This window comes from Lysobacter avium (genome assembly GCF_015209745.1).
Lineage (GTDB): Bacteria > Pseudomonadota > Gammaproteobacteria > Xanthomonadales > Xanthomonadaceae > Novilysobacter > Novilysobacter avium.
The window spans coordinates 843795-864228 of record NZ_CP063657.1; the positions used below are offsets into that span (position 1 = coordinate 843795).

22 protein-coding genes are annotated in these 20434 nt (G+C 66.5%); 18 read left to right on the forward strand and 4 right to left on the reverse strand.

Features of this window, described 5'->3' with window-relative positions:
* The first annotated feature begins 5 nt into the window (after positions 1–5).
* The 4 genes from ftsB (at position 6) to truD (ending at position 2682) form a co-directional block, all read left to right on the forward strand.
* Positions 6–326: a cell division protein FtsB gene (gene ftsB, locus INQ42_RS03780; RefSeq protein WP_194035210.1), complete on the forward strand. Its 321-nt coding sequence runs from the start codon at positions 6–8 to the stop codon at positions 324–326.
* A complete protein-coding gene (gene ispD / locus INQ42_RS03785; RefSeq protein WP_194035211.1) occupies positions 323–1030 on the forward strand; it encodes a 2-C-methyl-D-erythritol 4-phosphate cytidylyltransferase in 708 nt (235 codons plus the stop codon). Before ftsB ends, ispD begins: the two co-directional genes overlap by 4 nt.
* A gap of 96 nt (positions 1031–1126) precedes the next feature.
* Entirely contained in the window at positions 1127–1606 is a 480-nt protein-coding gene (ispF, locus tag INQ42_RS03790) for a 2-C-methyl-D-erythritol 2,4-cyclodiphosphate synthase (RefSeq protein ID WP_194035212.1), read from the forward strand.
* Entirely contained in the window at positions 1603–2682 is a 1080-nt protein-coding gene (gene truD, locus INQ42_RS03795; protein ID WP_194035213.1) for a tRNA pseudouridine(13) synthase TruD, read from the forward strand. The genes ispF and truD overlap by 4 nt, the downstream gene beginning before the upstream one ends.
* 32 nt (positions 2683–2714) lie before the next feature.
* On the opposite strand, the gene INQ42_RS03800 is transcribed toward truD, so the two are convergent.
* Positions 2715–3263: a Smr/MutS family protein gene (locus INQ42_RS03800; protein WP_194035214.1), complete on the reverse strand. Its 549-nt coding sequence runs from the start codon at positions 3261–3263 to the stop codon at positions 2715–2717.
* Positions 3264–3497: 234 nt separating this feature from the next.
* On the opposite strand from INQ42_RS03800, the gene surE reads away from it, so the two are divergent.
* From surE to INQ42_RS03820, 4 genes are read left to right on the forward strand one after another with little or no spacing between them, the layout of a single operon-like run.
* Positions 3498–4292, forward strand: a complete 795-nt coding sequence (gene surE, locus INQ42_RS03805) for a 5'/3'-nucleotidase SurE (RefSeq protein ID WP_194035215.1) — start codon at positions 3498–3500, stop codon at positions 4290–4292.
* Positions 4289–4966 (forward strand): protein-L-isoaspartate(D-aspartate) O-methyltransferase, encoded by a 678-nt coding sequence (locus tag INQ42_RS03810; protein ID WP_194035216.1) that lies wholly within the window; start codon positions 4289–4291, stop codon positions 4964–4966. The genes surE and INQ42_RS03810 overlap by 4 nt, the downstream gene beginning before the upstream one ends.
* Before the next feature lie 13 nt (positions 4967–4979).
* Complete coding sequence (locus tag INQ42_RS03815; RefSeq protein ID WP_194035217.1) at positions 4980–5597, forward strand: YqaA family protein; 618 nt, start codon at positions 4980–4982, stop codon at positions 5595–5597.
* A 2-nt stretch (positions 5598–5599) separates the two neighbouring features.
* A complete protein-coding gene (locus tag INQ42_RS03820; protein WP_194035735.1) occupies positions 5600–6367 on the forward strand; it encodes a peptidoglycan DD-metalloendopeptidase family protein in 768 nt (255 codons plus the stop codon).
* A 27-nt stretch (positions 6368–6394) separates the two neighbouring features.
* Here the strand turns inward: INQ42_RS03820 and INQ42_RS03825 are convergent, their stop codons facing one another.
* Positions 6395–6769 (reverse strand): Mth938-like domain-containing protein, encoded by a 375-nt coding sequence (locus INQ42_RS03825; RefSeq protein WP_194035218.1) that lies wholly within the window; start codon positions 6767–6769, stop codon positions 6395–6397.
* A gap of 47 nt (positions 6770–6816) precedes the next feature.
* Positions 6817–7122: a ribosome assembly RNA-binding protein YhbY gene (gene yhbY, locus INQ42_RS03830; RefSeq protein ID WP_194035219.1), complete on the reverse strand. Its 306-nt coding sequence runs from the start codon at positions 7120–7122 to the stop codon at positions 6817–6819.
* A 74-nt stretch (positions 7123–7196) separates the two neighbouring features.
* Here yhbY and rlmE point away from each other — a divergent pair, with 74 nt between their 5' ends.
* The 10 genes from rlmE to INQ42_RS03880 all read left to right on the forward strand — a co-directional run bounded on the left by rlmE (position 7197) and on the right by INQ42_RS03880 (position 17612).
* A complete protein-coding gene (gene rlmE, locus INQ42_RS03835; protein ID WP_194035220.1) occupies positions 7197–7829 on the forward strand; it encodes a 23S rRNA (uridine(2552)-2'-O)-methyltransferase RlmE in 633 nt (210 codons plus the stop codon).
* A 95-nt stretch (positions 7830–7924) separates the two neighbouring features.
* Positions 7925–9832: an ATP-dependent zinc metalloprotease FtsH gene (gene ftsH, locus INQ42_RS03840; protein WP_194035221.1), complete on the forward strand. Its 1908-nt coding sequence runs from the start codon at positions 7925–7927 to the stop codon at positions 9830–9832.
* A gap of 126 nt (positions 9833–9958) precedes the next feature.
* Positions 9959–10858, forward strand: coding sequence for a dihydropteroate synthase (gene folP, locus INQ42_RS03845; RefSeq protein WP_194035222.1), 900 nt, complete (start codon positions 9959–9961; stop codon positions 10856–10858).
* Positions 10859–11072: 214 nt separating this feature from the next.
* Complete coding sequence (gene miaA, locus INQ42_RS03850) at positions 11073–12020, forward strand: tRNA (adenosine(37)-N6)-dimethylallyltransferase MiaA (RefSeq protein WP_194035223.1); 948 nt, start codon at positions 11073–11075, stop codon at positions 12018–12020.
* A 170-nt stretch (positions 12021–12190) separates the two neighbouring features.
* Entirely contained in the window at positions 12191–12460 is a 270-nt protein-coding gene (gene hfq / locus INQ42_RS03855) for an RNA chaperone Hfq (protein WP_194035224.1), read from the forward strand.
* Between the two features lie 90 nt (positions 12461–12550).
* On the forward strand, positions 12551–13858 hold the full coding sequence (hflX, locus tag INQ42_RS03860; RefSeq protein WP_194035225.1) for a ribosome rescue GTPase HflX: 1308 nt from the start codon (positions 12551–12553) through the stop codon (positions 13856–13858).
* A 90-nt stretch (positions 13859–13948) separates the two neighbouring features.
* Positions 13949–15088, forward strand: a complete 1140-nt coding sequence (gene hflK, locus INQ42_RS03865) for an FtsH protease activity modulator HflK (protein ID WP_194035226.1) — start codon at positions 13949–13951, stop codon at positions 15086–15088.
* On the forward strand, positions 15085–15948 hold the full coding sequence (gene hflC / locus INQ42_RS03870; protein WP_194035227.1) for a protease modulator HflC: 864 nt from the start codon (positions 15085–15087) through the stop codon (positions 15946–15948). The genes hflK and hflC overlap by 4 nt, the downstream gene beginning before the upstream one ends.
* A gap of 28 nt (positions 15949–15976) precedes the next feature.
* Entirely contained in the window at positions 15977–16168 is a 192-nt protein-coding gene (locus INQ42_RS03875; protein ID WP_194035228.1) for a DUF2065 domain-containing protein, read from the forward strand.
* Positions 16169–16319: 151 nt separating this feature from the next.
* Positions 16320–17612 (forward strand): adenylosuccinate synthase, encoded by a 1293-nt coding sequence (locus INQ42_RS03880; protein ID WP_194035229.1) that lies wholly within the window; start codon positions 16320–16322, stop codon positions 17610–17612.
* A gap of 1174 nt (positions 17613–18786) precedes the next feature.
* On the opposite strand, the gene INQ42_RS03885 is transcribed toward INQ42_RS03880, so the two are convergent.
* The gene (locus INQ42_RS03885; RefSeq protein WP_228064425.1) at positions 18787–20031 is read right to left on the reverse strand and encodes a PAAR domain-containing protein; all 1245 of its coding nucleotides are present in this window, start codon (positions 20029–20031) and stop codon (positions 18787–18789) included.
* Positions 20032–20434: the final 403 nt, after the last annotated feature.

Below are 20434 nucleotides of genomic sequence, written 5' to 3' on the forward strand. Positions count from 1 at the left end.
CGCGCATGCGCTGGATGGTGGCATTGTTGGTGGCACTGGTGGCGCTGCTGGTGTTCCTGCAAGACCGCCTGTGGGACGGCGAGGGCGGCCGTGACTCGGTCGCCGCGCTGGAGCAGCGCGTGCAGCAGCAGGCCCGCGAAAACGAGGGCCTGCAGCAGCGCAACGATGCGCTGTCCGCCGAAGTGGAAGACCTCAAATCCGGCGAGGCGGCGGTCGAGGATCGTGCCCGCAGCGAGCTGGGCATGATCCGCCCCGGCGAGACCTTCTACCGCGTGGTCGAGCCGGATCCGGCAACGCCTGCGGATCCGGATCCGGTCCCCCAGTGAGCCGGCATGGCACGCCGTCGGTGTGGGCAATCCTTCCCGCCGCCGGTCGTGGTGCGCGCTTTGGCGGCGACGTGCCCAAGCAGTATCTGCAGATCGCCGGACAACCCCTGATCGCGCACGCACTGGACGCGCTGCTCTCGCATCCACAGGTTGCGGGCGCGATGGTGGCGCTGGCCGCCGATGACCGGCATTGGCCGGGCTGGACCACCCGCCACGGCAAGCCGGTCCTGCGCTGCGTGGGTGGCGGCGAGCGGGCGGATTCGGTGCTCGCGGCCTTGCAGGCACTGCCGCCCGGCCCGGAAGACAGCCTGGTAATGGTCCACGACGCAGCGCGTCCCAACCTGCACCCATCCGATCTGGAGCGGCTGTTGCATGCCGCGTCCGGGGACCGCGACGGCGCGATCCTCGCTGCCCCGGTGCGCGACACCCTCAAGCGCGCCGACGCGGAGGGACGTATCGCCGCGACCGAGCCGCGCGCCGCGCTCTGGCGTGCACTGACCCCGCAGGTGTTCCGTCGCGGCCTGCTCACCGATGCCTTGCTGGCGGCCCGCGCCGACGCAGTCCAGGTGACCGACGAGGCCATGGCGGTCGAACGCGCAGGCCTGCGGCCGCGGCTGGTCGAAGGGCGCGAGGACAACCTCAAGGTCACCACGCCGGCCGATCGCGACCTGGCGGAGTTCCTGCTCTCGCAGCGCCAGCGCTGACCGCCGGGTCGAACGCAACCCGAGCGAGCCAGAGGTCACCCGACGCGGCGTAGGCGACAATGTCGCCCCCAATTCGTTGCAGCAGGACCGGCATCAATGAGCATCCGCATAGGCCAGGGTTACGACGTCCACGCATTCGGCCACGGCGATCACGTCGTGTTGGGCGGGGTCCGGGTTCCGCACGACCGCGGCGTGCTCGCCCATTCCGACGGCGACGTGGTCATCCATGCGCTGTGCGACGCCATGCTCGGGGCGCTCGCGCTTGGCGATATCGGCACCCATTTTCCGCCCAGCGATCCGCGCTGGAAGGATGCCGACAGCCGCACGTTCCTGCGCCATTGCCGTCAGCTCGCGTCCGAGCGCGGCTGGGCGTTGGGCAACGCCGACGTCACCGTGATCTGCGAGCGCCCGAAAGTCGGTCCACATGTCGCGGTGATCCGCACCCTGTTGGCGGCCGACCTCGGCGCCGATGTCGATACCGTCAGCGTAAAGGCGACCACATCGGAGCAGCTCGGCTTTACCGGCCGCGGCGAAGGGCTTGCCGCGTTGGCGGTGTGCCTGCTGGTGCGCGGATGAGCGATGCCGGCGCGGCGGGTCCCGCGGACAGTGCGCCCGCCGCTGACACGCGTGCCCACGGCGAGCCCGTGCTGTCCGCCCGGATGCGCGCAGCGCCGGAGGACTTCTTCGTCGAGGAACTGGCCGGCTTCGAACCCTCCGGCAGCGGCGAGCACCTGCTTCTGACGGTGCAGAAGCGCGGCATGAACACCGCTTTCGCCGCCCGCAGCATTGCCCAGTGGGCCGGCGTGGACGACATGGCGATCGGCTACGCCGGGCTGAAGGATCGCCACGCGGTGACCCGCCAGCGCTTCAGCGTGCACCTGCCGCGCAAGGTCGCCCCGGACGTTGCCGCGTTGCAGGTGGACGGACTGCAGGTGCTGGAACAGGCGTGGCACGCGAAAAAGCTCCCGCGCGGTGCGCTGGCCGGCAACCGCTTCGTGCTCGTCCTGCGCGACGTCGTCGGCGACCCCGCCGCGATCGAGGCGCGCCTGCAGCAGATTGCCCGGCGCGGCGTGCCGAACTTCTTTGGCGAGCAGCGATTTGGCCGCGATGGCAACAACCTGGGCAAGGCGCTGGCGATGTTCGAAGCCCGCCGGGTCCGTCGCGACGAACGCGGCATGCTGCTCTCGGCCGCGCGCTCGGTGCTGTTCAACCAGGTGCTGCAGGCGCGGGTCGAGGCGCACTGCTGGGATACGCCGTTGAAGGGCGAGGTGTGGATGCTGGATGGCAGCCGCAGTGTGTTCGGGCCCGAACCGGTCACTCCGGAGATCGAACAGCGCCTGTCGGCGTTCGACATCCATCCCAGCGGCCCGCTGTGGGGCCGCGGCGAGCTGCGCAGCAAGGACGATGCGCTGGAGCTGGAGCAGGGCGCACTGGCCGACCAGGTATCGATGCGCCTGCGCGCCGGTCTGGAGCAGGCCGGCCTGAAGCAGGGGCGGCGATCGCTGCGCCTGCGCGCCGACGCCCTGCGCTGGCACTGGCTGGACGCCGCGACGCTGGAGCTGTCATTCAACCTGCCGCCGGGCACCTACGCCACGGTGGTGCTGGCGGAACTGGGCGCGGTCTTCGACGGCTCCGGCCCGTCCGGCGCCTGATCAGCCGCAGCCCTCGCAGTGCCGGGCTCGCGTCAACGACGCCGCGGCGCCAGCAGGACGACCACCGCGCCGCTGCCGCCCTGGGCGGGCAATGGCGAATGGAAAGCCAGCACGCTGGAGCGCTGCCGCAGCATGCGGTCGACCAGGTTCTTCAGTACGGGCGCGCCGCTGCGGCCGATATCGGCCCCGCCACGTCCGCCCTTGCCATGGATGATGCGCACACAGCCCAGCCCATGGCGCTGTGCATCGCTCAGGAACGCGCGCACCAGCGCCTCGGCGGTCGTCGCGTCGGTTCCGTGCAGGTCGAGTTCCTCCTGCGCCGACATCTCGCCCCGGCGCAGGCGCTGCCACGCCTCCTGGCTGACATCGCCGCGCCATGCCAGCGGGTCGTCGGCTTCCAGCAACGTGGATTCCAGCGCGTGGCGGAGATCCTCGCGCGCATCGGCATCGTCGCGCTCGGCCATCTTCGCGCGCGGTTTCGGACGCGGCGCGGACGGCGGCGCCGGCCGTTCGGGCAGCTTGCGAACCGGTCCGATCGCGCTGCGGAACAGCGCCGCATCGTCGTCATCGGCGCCGTTCAACGGGGTGTTCCGGTATCCATCGTCCTAGCCTAACGCGCCGCGGCGGAGACGGACATCGCGGTCGTGCAATTGCCTGCAGCCAGGCGGCGTCGAGTGCTCGCCATCGGCTATCATGACCGCTTTGACGGGATCGAACCCGCCGCACTGTCGGCGCCTCCGATCCGCCCCGCGACCGGCCGCGCCGGTCCGTGCCACTACTGCATTGCGCCCCCGTGGCGCTCGCCAAGGGAGATCATGCGAGTTCTGGTCAGCAACGACGACGGCGTCGATTCACCCGGTATCCGCGCCCTCGCCGAGGGATTGCGCGCCGCCGGTCACGAAGTAGTGGTAGTCGCACCGGACCGGGATCGCTCCGGCGCCAGCAACTCGCTCACCCTGGACATGCCGATTCGGGTGTTCCAGCAGGACGAGCGCACCTGGCGCGTCGCCGGCACGCCCACCGACTGCGTGCACGTCGCCATCACCGGCATGCTCGAAAAAGAGCCCGACATCGTGGTGTCCGGGATCAACGACGCCGCCAACCTGGGTGATGACGTCATCTATTCGGGCACCGTCGCCGCCGCGATGGAGGGCCGTTTTCTCGGCCTGCCCGCGGTCGCCGTATCGCTGGTGACCAACGGCGAGCTTGGCCGGCACTACGACACTGCGGCGCGTGCGGCGGTGGAGATCATCGCCCGTCTCGCGATTGATCCGCTGCCGGCCGACACCATCCTCAACGTCAACGTGCCCGACCTCGCGTGGGAAGACGTGCGCGGGTTCCAGGTGGGTCGCCTGGGCAACCGCCACCGCGCCGAAGCCTGCGTGCCGCAGGAGGACCCGCGCGGTCGCCAATGGTGGTGGATCGGCGCGGCGGGTCCCGAGCAGGACGCCGGGCCGGGCACGGATTTCCATTCGGTGCGCAGCGGCTACATTGCCATCACCCCGATCAAGGTGGACCTGACGCGTTACCAGGCGCTGGAGCAGGTGGCGAACTGGGTCAGCGGACTTGAAGCCTCTTTGGAATCCGCGCCCGGGGAGAACGGTCGATGAGCCTGAAGATGCGCCTGCAGCCCACCGACCTGGGTTCCGGCCTGACCTCGCAGCGTGTGCGCGACCGGCTGGTCGACCGCCTGCGCGCCACCGGCATCACCGATGAGCGCGTGCTCAACGCCGTGCGCAACGTCCCCCGCCACCTGTTCGTGGACGAGGCGCTGGAAAGCCGGGCGTACGACGACACCGCGTTGCCGATCGGCCACGGCCAGACCATTTCCCAGCCCTGGGTGGTGGCGAAAATGACCGAAACCCTGATGCAGGTCCAGCCCGCCAAGGTGCTGGAGATCGGCACCGGCTCGGGCTACCAGGCCGCCATCCTTGCCGCCCTCGGGCTGGAAGTGCACACCGTGGAGCGCATCGGCGAGTTGCTGCGCACCGCTCGCAAGCGCTTTCGCCAGTTGGGCATGAATATCCGCAGCAAGCACGACGACGGCCGCATCGGCTGGCCGGAGAACGGTCCCTTCGATGCCATCCTGGTCACCGCGGCCGCCCCGGCGCTGGTGGACGCGCTGACCGCACAGCTGGCGCCCGGTGGCGTGCTGGTCGCGCCGGTGGGCGCGTCGGACGGGCAGTCGCTGCTGCGCCTGAGCAAGGACGCCGACGGGCGGATCACGCAGGAGACCATCGGTTCGGTCGTCTTCGTACCATTGCTGTCGGGCCTGATCGACTGAAGGACACCTGCGCTTGAAACTATTCGGCCCCATGTACGACCGCTGCCTGGTGTGGGCGAGCCATAGGCGCGCGCCTGCTTTGCTGGTCGGTCTGAGCTTCGCCGAGGCGGTGGTGTTCCCGATCCCGCCCGAGGTCATGCTGGGGCCGATGTCCCTGGCGCGCCCGACGCGCGCATTCTGGTTCGCCTTCCTCAGCCTGCTCGGCTCCCTGGCTGGCGCCGTGCTGGGATACCTGCTCGGTCACTACGCGTTCGAGCTGGTCCGCCCGCTGCTGGTGAGCCTGGGCTGGATGGACCGGATCGATGTGGAGGTGTCGGCGCTGCGCGAGATCGCCGCCAACTCGCCGTGGAAGGCGTTCTGGGTACTGGTGCTGGTCGGCTTCACACCCATCCCGCTGAAGATTTTCACCTGGGCTTCCGGCATCGTCGGGGTACCTTTGCTGCCGTTTATCGCCAGCATGTTCGTTGGCCGCGGCAAGCGCGTGTTCCTGCTCGCGCTGGCGATCCGACTGGGCGGCCATCGCGCAGAGGCGGCATTGCGACGCTACATTGAACCCGTCGGCTGGGTCGCTACGGCCCTGTTGCTGGCGGTATTCACCTGGCTGATCTGGAGGACACAACAAGGCGCATGAGCATGATGACTCCCGAAGGCAACACACTCTTTCGCACGATTGCGGCCCGCCTGATCGTGGCCGCTGCGGTTGCTACGACGTTGGCGGCGTGCTCCAGCGCGGTCACCCGCGAAACCAGTCCGGTCTCCACGCCCAAATACGGTGCGACCCGGGTCGTGCAGCGTGGCGACACGCTGTACCGGATTGCGGTCGAAAACGGCATCGCGATGCGGGATCTCGCGGCCTGGAACGGTCTGGGCGCGCCCTACACGATTTACCCCGGGCAGCAGCTGCTGCTGTATCCAAGATCCGGTGGTGCCGTGGCAACCACGCCGCGCGCACCGTCGAGTGGTGGCACGCGCGCGCCGGCGGCCAGTGCGCCGGTCGCTTCGGCTCCGAGCACAGCGCCGCTGGCCAGTGGTGTTGCCTGGCGGTGGCCGGTGGATGGTGCGTTGCTGAGCCGCTTTGTCGCAGGCGAACCGACCAAGCAGGGCATCGACATTGCCGGGACCGCGGGCACCGCGGTCAAGGCGGCGGGCGACGGCACCGTGGTCTATTCCGGCTCCGGCCTGGTGGGTTACGGCGAGCTGGTCATCATCAAGCACAACGAGCAGTGGCTGTCGGCCTATGGCCACAACCGCAACCGGCTGGTGGAGGAGGGCGCCAGGGTGAAGGCGGGCCAGCAGATCGCCGAGCTCGGTCGCACCGGCGCGTCGCGCGACATGCTCCACTTCGAGGTGCGCTACAACGGCAAACCGGTCGATCCACTGCTCTACCTGCCGAAAAAGTAGGCTCGCGTGCTGCGTCGCTGCCGCGGTTCAGCCCGGCAGCACGAATCCGGCGACCACGCGGCGGTTTTCGCTGGCCAGCACGCTGAAGGTCCGCGCCGCGGCGGCATTGGTCATCACTTCGATGCCTATTCCGCGACGCAGGCAGACGGCCATCACCTTCGCCGGCGCGAATACCTGCTGGCCGCCACCGCCGATGATCACCACTTCCGGCTCCAGGGCCAGCAACGGGTCGAGATCGGACGGGTCCAGGTCCTGCATGTCGCGCACGCCCCAGTCCTCGGACAGGTGGTTCGGCGTGATGACGAAACTCCGGGTCAGGCGGCGGTCATTGACCAGCGCCATGCTGCCGTCGGCAGCGCGAAGGAAGAATTCGTAGTCCGGGCGTTCCAGGGTCAGTTCCATCGCGCCATGCTAGCAAGCGCGATGAGGACTAAAAAGCAGCGGTGCGCTCAGGCGCGCGGAAGGACGATGTGGCGCTTTTCTTCGCTGGGGCGGTATAGCGCGACGGTGTGGCCGATCTTCTGCACCATTGCCGCGCCGGTGCGCTGCACCAGCTGCTCGATCATCCCGTCGCGGACATCGCGATCAGCCGCGCCCACCTTCACTTTCACCAGCTCGTGGTTCTCCAGTGCGAGCTCCAGCTCCGCCACCAGCGCATCGGAAATGCCCTTTCCGCCGACCTGGATCATGGCCTTGATGTCGTGTGCCTGGCCGCGCAGGAAGCGGGTCTGGGCACTGGTCAGGACGGTTGCCATCGATGCACGCAAATGAGGTTGGGGAGGGCCCGCAGGGTATCATGGCCGGCCCGTCCTCCAACGGTTTTCGTCCGATGGCTACCCGCAGCAAAAGCAGCCAGCGCTGGCTCAAGGAGCACCACTCCGACCCGTTCGTGAAGCGCGCACGGGCGGAAGGACTGCGCTCGCGGGCCGCCTACAAGCTGGAGGAACTGGTCAAGCGCGACCGCCTGCTGAAGCCGGGGATGGTGGTGGTCGACCTGGGGGCCGCGCCCGGTGGCTGGTCGCAGTGGGTCCGCCAGGCGCTGGGCGACAGCGGGCGCGTGATCGCGCTGGACATCCTGGAGATGCCGACGCTGGCGGGCGTGGAGTTCCTTCATGGCGATTTCAGGGAGGATGCGGTCTTATCGGAGCTGGTGCGCACTCTGAATGACAAACCGGTGGACCTTGTTCTCTCCGATATGGCCCCCAATAAGAGTGGTGTGGATGCGGTCGACATGCCGCGTGCGCTGTACCTGGCGGAACTGGCGATGGATTTTGCCGACCACCACCTTCGCGTCGATGGCACGTTCCTGATCAAGCTTTTCCAGGGTGTGGGCTTCGATGATTACGTGCGGGAGCTGCGGCGGCGCTATGCCAAGGTGGTCATCCGCAAGCCGGAAGCGTCGCGCAAGCGCTCTCCGGAGGTCTACGCCCTGGCACAGGGCAAACGCGCAGAAATCAAGTGATCCGGTCCTCGCTACGCGCCGTATACCAAGCGTCGCTGCTTCTTTCCGATGTCTGCCGTGGCAGGCCGTCCGCACAAAAAAGTGATCCGTAACCTATGAACGACATGGCCAAGAATCTGATGCTCTGGGTGATCGTCGCCGTGGTTCTCATGGTGGTGTTCCAGGCATTCGGCCCGCGTACCCCCGGCGCCGCCGGCCCCCTTGCCTACGACCAGTTCATCCAGCAGGTCCAGGCCGACCGCATCGACAAGGTCCGCATTGACGAGGATCGGACGACGATCACCGGCAAGCGCAAGGACGGATCCGAATTCACCACCTTCAGTCCCGGTGACAAGGACCTGGTCAACGACCTGATGCAGCACAACGTCGGCATCGAGCAGGTGCCGCCGGGTGGCCCTTCTTTCTGGTCGGTGCTGCTCAATTTCCTGCCCATCCTGCTGATCATCGCCTTCTGGCTGTTTGTGATGAAGCAGATGCAGCAGGGCGGTGGCAAGGGCGCGATGAGCTTCGGCAAGTCGCGCGCCAAGTTGCAGGGCGAGGACCAGATCAAGGTGACCCTGGCCGATGTCGCCGGCTGCGATGAGGCCAAGGAGGAAGTCGGCGAGCTGGTCGAGTTCCTGCGCGATCCGACCCGTTTCCAGAAGCTGGGCGGCAAGATTCCGCGCGGCGTGCTGATGGTCGGCCCTCCCGGTACGGGTAAGACCCTGCTGGCGCGCGCCATCGCCGGCGAGGCCAAGGTCCCGTTTTTCGCGATCTCCGGCTCGGACTTTGTCGAGATGTTCGTCGGCGTCGGCGCCAGCCGCGTGCGTGACATGTTCGAGCAGGCCAAGAAAAGCGCGCCGTGCATCATCTTCATCGACGAGATCGACGCGGTCGGTCGCCATCGCGGCGCCGGTCTGGGCGGCGGTCATGACGAGCGCGAGCAGACGCTGAACCAGTTGCTGGTGGAAATGGACGGCTTCGAGGGCGGCGAGGGCGTGATCGTCATCGCGGCGACCAACCGTCCGGACGTTCTCGATCCTGCGCTGCTGCGCCCGGGTCGCTTCGACCGCCAGGTCGTGGTCGGGCTGCCCGACGTGCGTGGCCGCGAGGAGATCCTGCGCGTGCACATGCGCAAGGTGCCGCTGTCGGATGACGTCGTGCCGATGACCATTGCGCGTGGCACGCCGGGCTTCAGTGGCGCGGACCTGGCCAACCTGGTCAACGAGGCGGCGTTGTTTGCCGCCCGCGAGAACGCGAAGGACGTCCGCATGGACCACTTCGACAAGGCTCGCGACAAGATCATGATGGGCGCCGAGCGCCGTTCGATGGCGATGAGCGACGACGAGAAGAAGCTCACCGCCTACCACGAGGCCGGCCATGCCATCGTCGGTCGCGTCGTGCCCGAGCACGATCCGGTCTACAAGGTCACCATCATTCCGCGCGGCCGTGCGCTGGGCGTGACCATGTACCTGCCCGAGGGTGACAAGTACAGCTACAACCGCACCGCGATCGAGTCGCAGCTGGCCTCGCTGTACGGCGGCCGCGTCGCCGAGGAACTGATCTTCGGCGCCGACAAGGTCACCACCGGCGCATCCAACGACATCGAGCGGGCGACCAAGATGGCCCGCAACATGGTCACCAAGTGGGGCCTGAGCGATGAGATGGGCCCGATCTCCTACGGCGAGGAGGACGACGAGGTCTTCCTGGGCCGTTCGGTGACCCAGCACAAGAGCGTCTCCGACGACACCGCGCGCAAGATCGACGAGGTGGTGCGCGGGATCCTGGACAAGGCCTACCAGCGGGCGACGGAGATCCTCACCAAGCACCTGTCCGAGTTGCATGCGATGGCGGATGCGCTGCTTGAGTACGAGACCATCGACGCCCTGCAGATCGACGACATCATGGCCGGGCGCAAGCCCAACCCGCCGGCGGACTGGGGCAAGACCGACAACCTGCCGCCGCCGCCCAAGGACACGCCGCGCTCGCCGGGTCCGATCGGTGGGCCGGCCGAGCAGCTGTAAGCGGCAGAACATCGCGATGAAACAGGAACGCCCCTGACCGGGGCGTTTCTGTTTCCGGCGATCGCCCTTTCCCCGGCCGGGGCGGGTGTAACAATGGGTCCCCGCACGTATTCACCGGAGCCCGCCGTGTTCGATACCGCCACCGTCCTGGACTGCAACGGCCGCCTGCTCAGGCTGGACCGCGCCCGGGTCATGGGCATCGTCAACGTAACGCCCGATTCGTTTTCCGAGAGCGGCGCCCATCAGGGCACGGAGGCCGCGGTCGCCCACGGACTGCGTCTGGCCGCCGAGGGCGCCGACCTGCTCGACGTCGGCGGTGAGTCGACGCGTCCTGGCGCGGAGGCGGTGGATGCTGAGGAGGAACTGCGGCGCGTCATCCCCGTCATCGAGCGCCTGGCCGCCGAGACCACGGTGCCGATCAGCGTGGATACCTCCAAGCCCGAAGTCATGCGCGCGGCCGTGGCCGCCGGCGCCGGGATGATCAACGACATCCAGGCACTGCGGCGCGAGGGCGCGCTGGAGGCGGCCGCTGCGCTCGGCGTGCCGGTGGTACTGATGCACATGCAGGGCCAGCCGCGCGACATGCAGGACGCGCCGCACTACGAGGATGTCGTCGGCGAGGTGCACCGGTTCCTTGCCGAGCGGGTGTTCGCCGCGGAAATGGCCGGCATCGCCAAGAAGCTCCTCGTCATTGATCCCGGCTTCGGCTTCGGCAAGACGCTGCAGCACAACCTGTCCTTGCTGGCGGGACTGGAGCGCTTCTCGGACATTGGTGTGCCGGTGCTGGCGGGCCTGTCGCGCAAGCGCTCGATCGCCGAGTTGACCGGTCGCGATGGGATGGATGAGCGCGTCCACGGATCGGTCGCGGCACACCTGATCGCCGCCCACCGCGGTGCCCTGCTGCTGCGGGTGCATGACGTCGCCGCCACGGTCGACGCGCTGAAGGTCTGGCAGGCGGTCGCGGAGCAGCCGATGCCGCAGCAGCGTCCGGCCCGCGCCGCGATCCGTTGGCCGGATGATGACTGACAGCTGCGTTTTCATCGCCGCGCCCACGTGGTCAAAAATTGACCAACGTAAGCCCGGCCCTTGCCGGCTATCGCGCTGCGTAAGTTTTCCACAGCTTGATGCCGATGCTTGTCCACAGGGTCTGTGAACAAGTCGCCCGGGATCCCTGTGCGATGCCGGGTTAGGCTTCGCCGATGACCGCCTGCCTGCCGCTCACTGTTGCGCCTTATTTCCCATGATTTCCCACCGACCACTCGCGATCGCGCTGATGGGCCCGACGGCGGCGGGCAAAACCGCGCTTGCGCTCGACTGGGCCGAGCGCTTGGGCGGGGAGATCATCAGCGTCGACTCGGCGCTCGTCTATCGCGGCCTGGATATCGGCGCGGCGAAACCGGACGCGGCGGAGATGGCGCGCGTGTCGCATCACCTGATCGATATCCGCGACCCGTGGCAGCCGTACTCGGCGGCCGAGTTCGCACGCGATGCACGCGCCGCGCTGGAGGCGGTGAGCGCCCGCGGCCGGGTGCCGATCCTGGCCGGTGGCACGGGTCTGTACTTCCGCGCGTTGCTGCACGGCCTGTCGCCCATGCCGGAAGCCGATCCGCACATCCGCGCGCAGATCGCCGCCGAGATCGCCGAGCGCGGCCTGCCCGCACTGCACGGCGAGCTGGCCGCGCTGGACCCGGCCGCAGCCTCCCGCATCCATGCCACTGATGCCCAGCGGATCCAGCGCGCGCTGGAGGTATATCGCGCTTCGGGACGGACCATCACCTCCTGGCGTGACGAAGTGCCGGCACCGCGCCTGCCGTTCCGCGTATTGAAGCTGGTCCTCGCGCCGCGCGACCGCGCGGTGCTCCATCAGCGCATCGAGCAGCGTTTCGACGCGATGCTGGCGGCGGGTTTCCTCGAGGAGGTGCAGAAGCTGCGTGCACTGCCACAGTTGCGCGACCTTCCGGCGCCGCTGGACCTGCCCGCGGTCCGCGCGGTCGGCTACCGCCAGGCTTGGGAGTATCTGGACGGACCCGGGGAGGCGACCGACTTCCGCGACCGCGGCATCCATGCGACCCGGCAGCTGGCCAAGCGCCAGATCACGTGGTTGCGCGGCGAACTGGACGCGCGCTGGTTCGACCCAATGACCCAGCGCCAATCGCTGGAAGAGGCGCTGGCCCTGTTCCTTCCCTGAGTGTCCTCGCGCGCGCTGGCGTGATTGGCCCGATCCGCCATCTGCAGCACGTCTGCGCAGCGCGCGTTGCGCTACCATCGCCCCAGCGCCGGCTGGGGAAATGCCGGCGACAGGCAGTGCCGGACACGGCATGCCACCCATAACTAGAAAAAACCAAGCGGGGAATTCAGATGTCCAAGGGACAGTCTTTGCAGGATCCTTTCCTGAACGCGTTGCGCCGTGAGCGCATTCCGGTATCGGTCTACCTGGTCAACGGCATCAAGCTGCAGGGCACGATCGAATCCTTCGACCAGTTCGTGGTGCTGCTGCGCAATACCGTCAGCCAGATGGTCTACAAGCACGCCATCTCGACCGTGGTGCCGGCGCGCAACGTGCGCGTGGGTCCCAGCGGCGGGCAGGTGCAGGCGGCGGACACCGATGAAGGCGCGGGGTCGCCCTGACTCGCCATCCGTTCGGGCCATGGCTTGTGTTTGGCGATCCCGCACCCATCTCATCGGGCATGATCCCAAATACCGCAAAGGCCCTGCCTCTTGTTTGAACGCTCCCGCAAGGGTGAAAGTGCGCTCCTGATCCAGCCCCACGCTGGCGGTCCCGTCGATGAGGACCAGTTGGAGGAATTCACCGAGCTCGCCCGCTCGGCTGGTGCCACCGTGGTCGCGACACTGAATGCCCGCATCGACCACCCCAACGCCTCGATCCTGATCGGCACCGGCAAGCTTGAGGAAGTGCAGGCCGCCGTCGCCGCCACCGAAGCCGACCTGGTGCTGGTCAACCACCCGCTGAGCCCGGTCCAGGAGCGCAACCTTGAGCGCATCCTGGGCTGCCGCGTGGTCGATCGTACCGGCCTGATCCTCGACATTTTCGCCCAGCGTGCGCGCAGCCACGAGGGCAAGCTGCAGGTCGAGCTGGCCCAGCTCAAGCATATGTCGACCCGGCTCGTGCGCGGCTGGACCCACCTGGACAGCCTGCGCGGTGGTTCCATCGGCCTGCGTGGCCCGGGTGAGACCCAGCTGGAAACCGACCGCCGGCTGCTGCAGAAGCGGCTGGAGCAATTGCAGAAGCGGCTTGACAAGGTCGAGGTGCAGCGCACCCAGATGCGCCGCGCCCGGGTCCGCAACGAACTGCCCAGGGTCGCGCTGGTGGGCTACACCAACGCCGGCAAGTCGACGCTGTTCAATGCCCTGACCGGCGCGGACGCCTACGCCGCCGACCAGCTGTTCGCCACGCTGGATCCCACCGTGCGCCGCATCGAGCTGTCCGGACACGCAATGGTGATGGCCGACACGGTCGGCTTCGTCCGCGATCTGCCGCACGAGCTGGTGGCGGCCTTCCGCTCCACGCTGTCGGAAGCGCGCGAGGCCGACCTGCTGCTGCATCTGGTGGACGCCGCCGACCCGCTGCGCGAGGAGCGCATCGCCCAGGTCGACGAGGTGCTCGCCGAGATCGGTGCGGGCGATATTCCGCAACTGCTGGTCTACAACAAGATCGATCAGCTCGAGCAGGCAAAGCCCCGGGTCGACCGTCCTGCCGAAGGCCACCCGCGTGTCTGGGTGTCGGCCAAGGAACGTGACGGACTCGACCTGCTGCCCGAGGCGATCGGCGAGATCCTCGATCTGCAGCGGGTCACCGGCTCCATCGAGGTGCCCTCGCGTGCGGGCAAGCTGCATGCCAAGCTGCACGAGCTGGGCGCGGTGCGTGACGAGGAGTCCGTCGAGGATGGCTGGCGGATGCAGGTGGACATGTCGCTTGCCGACGCCGCGCGCCTGCACGAGCAACCCGACGGCGATGTGTTGCACGCACTGCTGCCCCCGCCCGCGGCGGACCACGACCTCCATTGACCGCGCTTGCTTGAGGCAGGCGTCCCTCCCACCTAGAATCATCGGCTGCCCGCGACAAAGGGGCGCTGTTCACCTTCCTTAGGAGCAGGCATGGCCTGGAATACCCCTGGCAGTGACAATTCCGGCAGCGGCCGTGGCCGCCCGCCGCGTCGCCGCCCCGGCGGCAATGGCATCGACGACGTGCTGGATCGGCTGCGCGGCCTGTTCGGGGGCCAGGGCGGTGGCGGCGGTGGTGGCGTCGGCCGCTGGGTGCTGCTGGTGCTTGCCCTGTGGCTGGCCTTCAACAGCTTCCTGCTGGTGAACGAGCAGCAGCGCGCCGTGGTCCTGCGCTTCGGCCAGTTCGCCCGCATCCTGCAGCCCGGCCCGCATTTCAAGCTGCCGTGGCCGTTCGAGACCGCGATCAAGATCAACGCCACCGAGATCAAGACCTTTGGTACCAACGTGCCGGTCCTGACCAGCGACGAGAACATCGTCCAGGTCGAGATCAACGTGCAGTACCGCGTCAGCGATCCGCAGAAGTACGTGTTCGGCAGCCGTGACGCCAACGCCATGCTGCAGCAGGCGGCGCTGAGCACCGTGCGTGAGCAGGTCGGTCGTTCAACGCTGGACACCGTGCTGGGCGCGCGTAATGCCCTGGCCGTATCGGCCCGTGAGCAGTTGCAGAACTCGCTGGACGCCTACCGCACCGGGCTGGTCGTGACCGAGCTCAACCTGCCCAACGCGCGACCGCCCGAAGAGGTCAAGCCGGCCTTCGACGACGTCAACAGCGCCCAGCAGGACAAGGACCGCCTGATCAGCGAGGCCGAAGCCTACGCCGCTCAGGTCGTGCCGGAGGCCCGAGGCCAGGCCGCCCGCGTGCGTACGGTCGCCGAGGGTTACCGCGACGCATCCGTATCGCGCGCCGAAGGTGACGCCGACCGCTTCTCGCTGCTGGTGGACCAATACAAGGACGCGCCGGAAGTCACCCGCAAGCGCCTGTGGCTTGAGACCGTGCAGGAAGTGCTGTCGGGTAACCGCAAGATCGTCGGCGGCGATTCGCGCCAGCTGATCTACGTGCCGATGGACGGCGCCCCGGAAGGGTCCGGCCGCTCCTCGGGCTCGACCAATACCTCCTCCGCACCGCTGCTGACACCCGAGATGCTGTCGCCCGATACCTCATCGGCCACGCAGCCGCCTTCCCGCACTGAACGCACCCCGCGGCCCGCTGGCCGTCCGGAGGTAAACCGATGAGACATTCCATCTGGATCGCCGTCGCCGTAGCCGTGCTGCTGGGCCTGATGGGCTCCACCTACGTGGTCCGTGAGGGCCAGGTCGGCATGGTGCTCAACCTGGGCCGCGTGGCCAGGACCGGCATCGGCCCGGGCCTGCACTTCAAGGTGCCGCTGGTGGAGACCGCGCTGGTGTTCGATCGCCGCCTGACGGTGTTCAACGCCGAGCCCGAGCGCTACCTGACCTCCGAGCGCAAGGACGTCAGCGTGGACTTCTTCACCGTGGGCATGATCGAGGACGTTCGCGCGTTCTACCGGGCGACCGGTGGTGATGAAAGCCTGGCAGTGGACCGCCTGGCACCGATCATCAAGGACTCGCTGCGCAACGAGATCAACTCACGGACGCTGAAGGAGCTCGTCTCCGGTGACCGCGCCGAGATCATCGACCGCCAGCTGGAGTCGATCAACAAGGGCGCCAGCACGGTCGGGGTGAAGATCATCGACCTGCGCCTGAAGCAGATCGACCTGCCGACCGACAGCCAGGTCATCCAGGACGTCTATCGCCGCATGCGCGCCCAGCGTCACCAGGTGGCCAGCCGCCTGCGCGCCGAGGGTGCCGAGCAGGCCCAGACCATCCGCGCCGGTGCCGACAAGCAGCAGGCGGTGATCGTGGCCGAGGCCGAACGTGACGCCCAGCGACTGCGCGGTCAGGGCGATGCGGAAGCGGCGGCGCTGTATGCCAGGGCGGCCAACAAGGATCCGGCGTTCTACGCCTTCCAGCGCAGCCTGGAGGCCTATCGGGAATCATTCAACGACGGCCAGGGCGTGATCATGCTGGAGCGCAACGACGACTTCCTGAAGTACTTCGGCAACGATCGTTGAGCCTCGGCAATGCCGGCGGGAGCGCGGCATGACCGTCGAGCTCCTGTCGGCCCTCTCGCTGGTCGCCGTGCTGGAAGGCCTGTTCCTGTTCGCCGCCCCCGGCCGCTGGCGGCAGACCATGGAGCAGCTGCGCCAGCTCGATGACCGCCAGCTGCGCCAGATCGGCGGCGTGGTGCTTGCGGTTGGCGTGGTTTCGCTATGGCTGGTGCGGGTTCTGTAAGCGCTTGTCGTTCCGCACTGGCCCGGACCCCCAAAAACCCGGATAATGCGCAAAAGCCGGAGGGGCGAAAACCTCCCGGCTTTTTCTATGTGCGGAACTCTCCGCCCGGGTCGGCGTGCGCTGGCCCTCAAATGCTTCAGGAGCATATGCAATGGGTCAGTCAGTCGTCGTTCTCGGTGCCCAGTGGGGCGATGAAGGCAAGGGCAAGATCGTCGACCTGCTGACCGAGGAGATCGGTGCGGTCGTGCGCTTCCAGGGCGGCCACAACGCCGGCCACACCCTGGTCATCAACGGCAAGAAAACGGTCCTGCACCTGATTCCCTCGGGCATCCTGCGTGAAGGCGCGCTGTGCCTGATCGGCAACGGCGTGGTGTTGCATCCCGGCGCGCTGCAGAAGGAAATCGGCGAGCTGGAGGCCGAAGGCGTCGAGGTCCGCTCGCGGCTCAAGATCAGCCCGGCCACGCCGCTGATCATGCCGTACCACATCGCCCTGGATCAGGCCCGCGAGAAGGCCGCCGGCGGCAAGGCCATCGGCACCACCGGCCGCGGCATCGGCCCGGCGTATGAGGACAAGGTCGCCCGTCGCGGCATCCGCGTGGCCGACCTGCATTACCCCGAGCAACTGGCCGAACTGCTGCGCAGCGCGCTGGATTACCACAACTTCGTGCTGACCAATTACTTCAACGTCGAAGCGATCGACTTCCAGCAGACCCTGGACGATGCGCTGGCCTTCGGCGACTACGTCGAGCCGATGAAGTCCGACGTCGCAGGCATCCTTCACGACCTGCGCAAGCAGGGCAAGCGTGTCCTGTTTGAAGGCGCGCAGGGCTCGCTGCTGGATATCGACCACGGCACCTACCCGTACGTCACCTCGTCCAACACCACCATCGGCGGCGCGCTGGCCGGCACCGGCGTCGGCGCCGGCGCGATCGACTACGTGCTGGGCATCGCCAAGGCCTACGCGACCCGCGTGGGCAGCGGCCCGTTCCCGACCGAGCTGCACGACGAGGTCGGCCAGGCCCTGCGCGACAAGGGCCAGGAATACGGCGCCACCACCGGCCGCCCGCGCCGCTGCGGCTGGATCGATATCGTCGCGCTCAAGCGGGCGGTCGCGATCAACGGCATCAACGGCCTGTGCATCACCAAGCTGGACGTGCTGGACGGCCTGGAGAAGCTGAAGGTCTGCATCGGCTACCAGTACCGCGGCAAGCAGACCGAGTACGCCCCGCTGGACGCGCAGGGCTGGGACGAGTGCGAGCCGGTGTACCTGGAGCTGCCGGGCTGGCAGGAAAGCACCCACGGCGTCACCCAGTGGGACAAGCTGCCGCCGGCGGCGCGCGCCTACCTGCGGGCGCTGGAAGAACTGGCTGGCTGTCCGCTGGCGATCGTCTCCACCGGCCCGGACCGCGACCACACGATGATCCTGCAGGATCCGTGGGCGTAACTGCCGCGCTGCGCTGACAGAAAAAGCCCCGCGGATGCGGGGCTTTTTTGTTGGATTTGAGATGCGGATTGCCGCGTTCGTGCGGAGTCGCCACTCGGCTAGCCGGTTGGGCAAACTTCCCAAGCGGGTTTCCCACTCCGCCTTGGTACAAAAATCGCCTCTAACGATGCGTTCGCGGAGCGGCTGAGACAAAAGTCACGAAGGTAGCGGCGATTTTGAATCTTGTCGGGCTTGCCTTGCGGAGACTCTATAAACGCATTTATCGACACTGAGTAGTGCTCGCCAATCTTAAGTGGTTCAGGCGCCTTTACCTCAATCGCGTCCGGTATTTCGGCGGCATATCTTATGCACTGATCAGGCGCCAATCTAAAATGAGGGGTCGCCGCGGTAAGATCTACGCCCCATACAATATCGCTCTGGCTCGAGCCGTGTTTGCGCACGGTCACTGAAGCGATCTCGGGTGGTGATGTTCTCGCCTCGTGGGTGTCATTGATCGAGAAACAGGGCTGAACGTTCTCCATGCGAACCTCCGCTTGCTGGTACGTCTCCCGCGGCTGAGTACAACTCCCGACAAGTGGTAAGGCCGAGACCAGAAAGAAGATGCAAGGTCTCATCATTTGGTCACCTTAGGAAGATTGGATTTGTCAGCGGGCCTGTCAATCAGTGGGGACGTTACACAGTTGCCACTGTGTCACGCCCTTGAACGCCGGAACCAGAAGGACTTCCTGCGACCCGTCGGAATTCTCGCGCAGACAGAAGTATTGGCCATACATACGGCCCAGAGTGCGATCGCCCCGGCGCGATGGATTCGGTATTCCCGCATTGATCGATAGGCCATATCGCTCGCCTGGCCGGAGTTCCTCATAAATTTGCTGCTGTGAGTCATTGACTGGCCGGTATCCGTATGGGATGCAATCATCCGGATGTAGCGTCGTTTCCGGTTCCAGTGGAGTGATCCAACCCCATATCCGTTCCCATTTAGAATCCACGAACTTGCTAACGGAAATTGCAGCGATCGTTGGAGGTGTTTTCCGTGCTTCCTTGCTATCGGCGACGGAGAAGCACAGGCGGGAGTCTACAATACGGATCGTTGCGTCCTGATACATGCCGGCTGGCTGAGTGCAACCGCCAACGCCGGGAGCAAGCAGTAGCGGTAGGAAGACAGCTCCGATTCTCATTTGGTTACCTGCGGTAGGTTGTTCGAATCATCCGGTGTTATAAGGAAGTCACGCAATGTGCCTTCATAGAGTGCAAGAAGGTTGGCTCTATGGCGATACTTGGAATCATACAGGTCGTCAGTGTTTTGCCGAAATCTGAGAAGGTAATAATCCGCAATTATATTTCCCTGTGCTTCCATGTTGTAGTCGCAAAGGCGCTTAGTTCTGTCGATCGTATACTCATACGTCATGTTGGGACGAGGACCTCGAACGCGCTTGATCGGGTAGCCAAGCTGATACTGCCAAACATGTGTCATTTCATGTACGAGAAGTCGCTGCTCCCGATCCAATTCGAGCGAAAAGTCTATTGAGAACAGCTTGCCCGGTAGGTAAATATCACCGTTAGGTGCAGTCGCCGTGTTATCTGGTTGAAAGCCGAAGAGCAGCCAGTATCCATGGTTGTGAAGCTTGACCGACTTGTAGTCCACGGAATTTCCAAATACTTGCCGCAGCATCGCGACCTCGCCGCTGGTCAGCCCACGGTCTTCGGCTTTGGCTACGGCCTCATGCACGGATGATCCAACGGCGGTCGCATTGGTGCGTGCGCCGGCCAATGCCACTTCAACTGTTTGCGACGGAAGGCCAAAGGCAGCACAGCAACTGGCTTCCTGCTCGGGGGCGACCAGCTCGGCCCTGGTAATGCCGAGCGGAGCGGAGGACGCGACGCGCTGTGTCCGGCCGTCGTCATCGGTTACGCCGTCGACCTCGGTCCCGTCTTCCAGCTGCAGCACATACCGGATATTGGACAGCGCCGAACCGGTTGGGCCGACGAACCGGATCTGCTCATCGAATGCACTGTCCCTAATCGTGCGGGCTGCAGGACTCGGTCCGCCATTATGGTTCGCCTTCGCAGCATTGGCGTTGGCTGCTGCGTCCGCCGCGACGGCTGCGGTCGATGCTCCAGACCCTGCGTCCACAAACACCCGCATCTGTTTCACCGCCAGCACCTTGCAGCCACACGCAATCGAACTTCCATGCAGGGCCACCGCCTGGCCGTCGATGATGGTCGTCGGGTCCCCATCTACGATCGGGAACGTGCCCTTGTGGGTGGGGCAAGTCGCCATGTCGTTGATTCGCGCGACAGGCTTGCCGTCGATGTCGGTGAAGGGTGATCCGCTGATCACGGTGCCGCCGCTCGAAGTGGCGTCACCAAGCACAATCCACATCCTTGTCATGTTTTCTCCTTGTCCTTGATGGGACATCGCGGATTCTACGTCTCCTGGTGATACGGCGCTGCTTCGCTTGCCTCTGGGTGCGCGAGTCTCATTCGTCTCGGACCGGCAGGTAGGGATTCCGTTTGCCTGCTGCCGGCGCGTGAGTGGGCTCGGCGGTAACGGCTTTGTTCAGTTCCAGCGCCCATCAAGAGATTGCATTCACGCCCGACGCTTTAGGTTGCTGCACAGCATCCCCAACGAGTCCGGCATCCCCATGACCCAGTCCTTGCACTCCAAGACCCTTGCCCGCGCCCTGATGGTCGCGTTGTTGCCCGTCGCGATGTCGGCGGCCTGCAGCCAGTCATCGATTCCGGCGGCGGAGCTTGACGCAAGCGTTTCTCCCAACGCCGCCACCGTCCAGGACCCGGCCACCGCCGGCACCGCCGGCAAT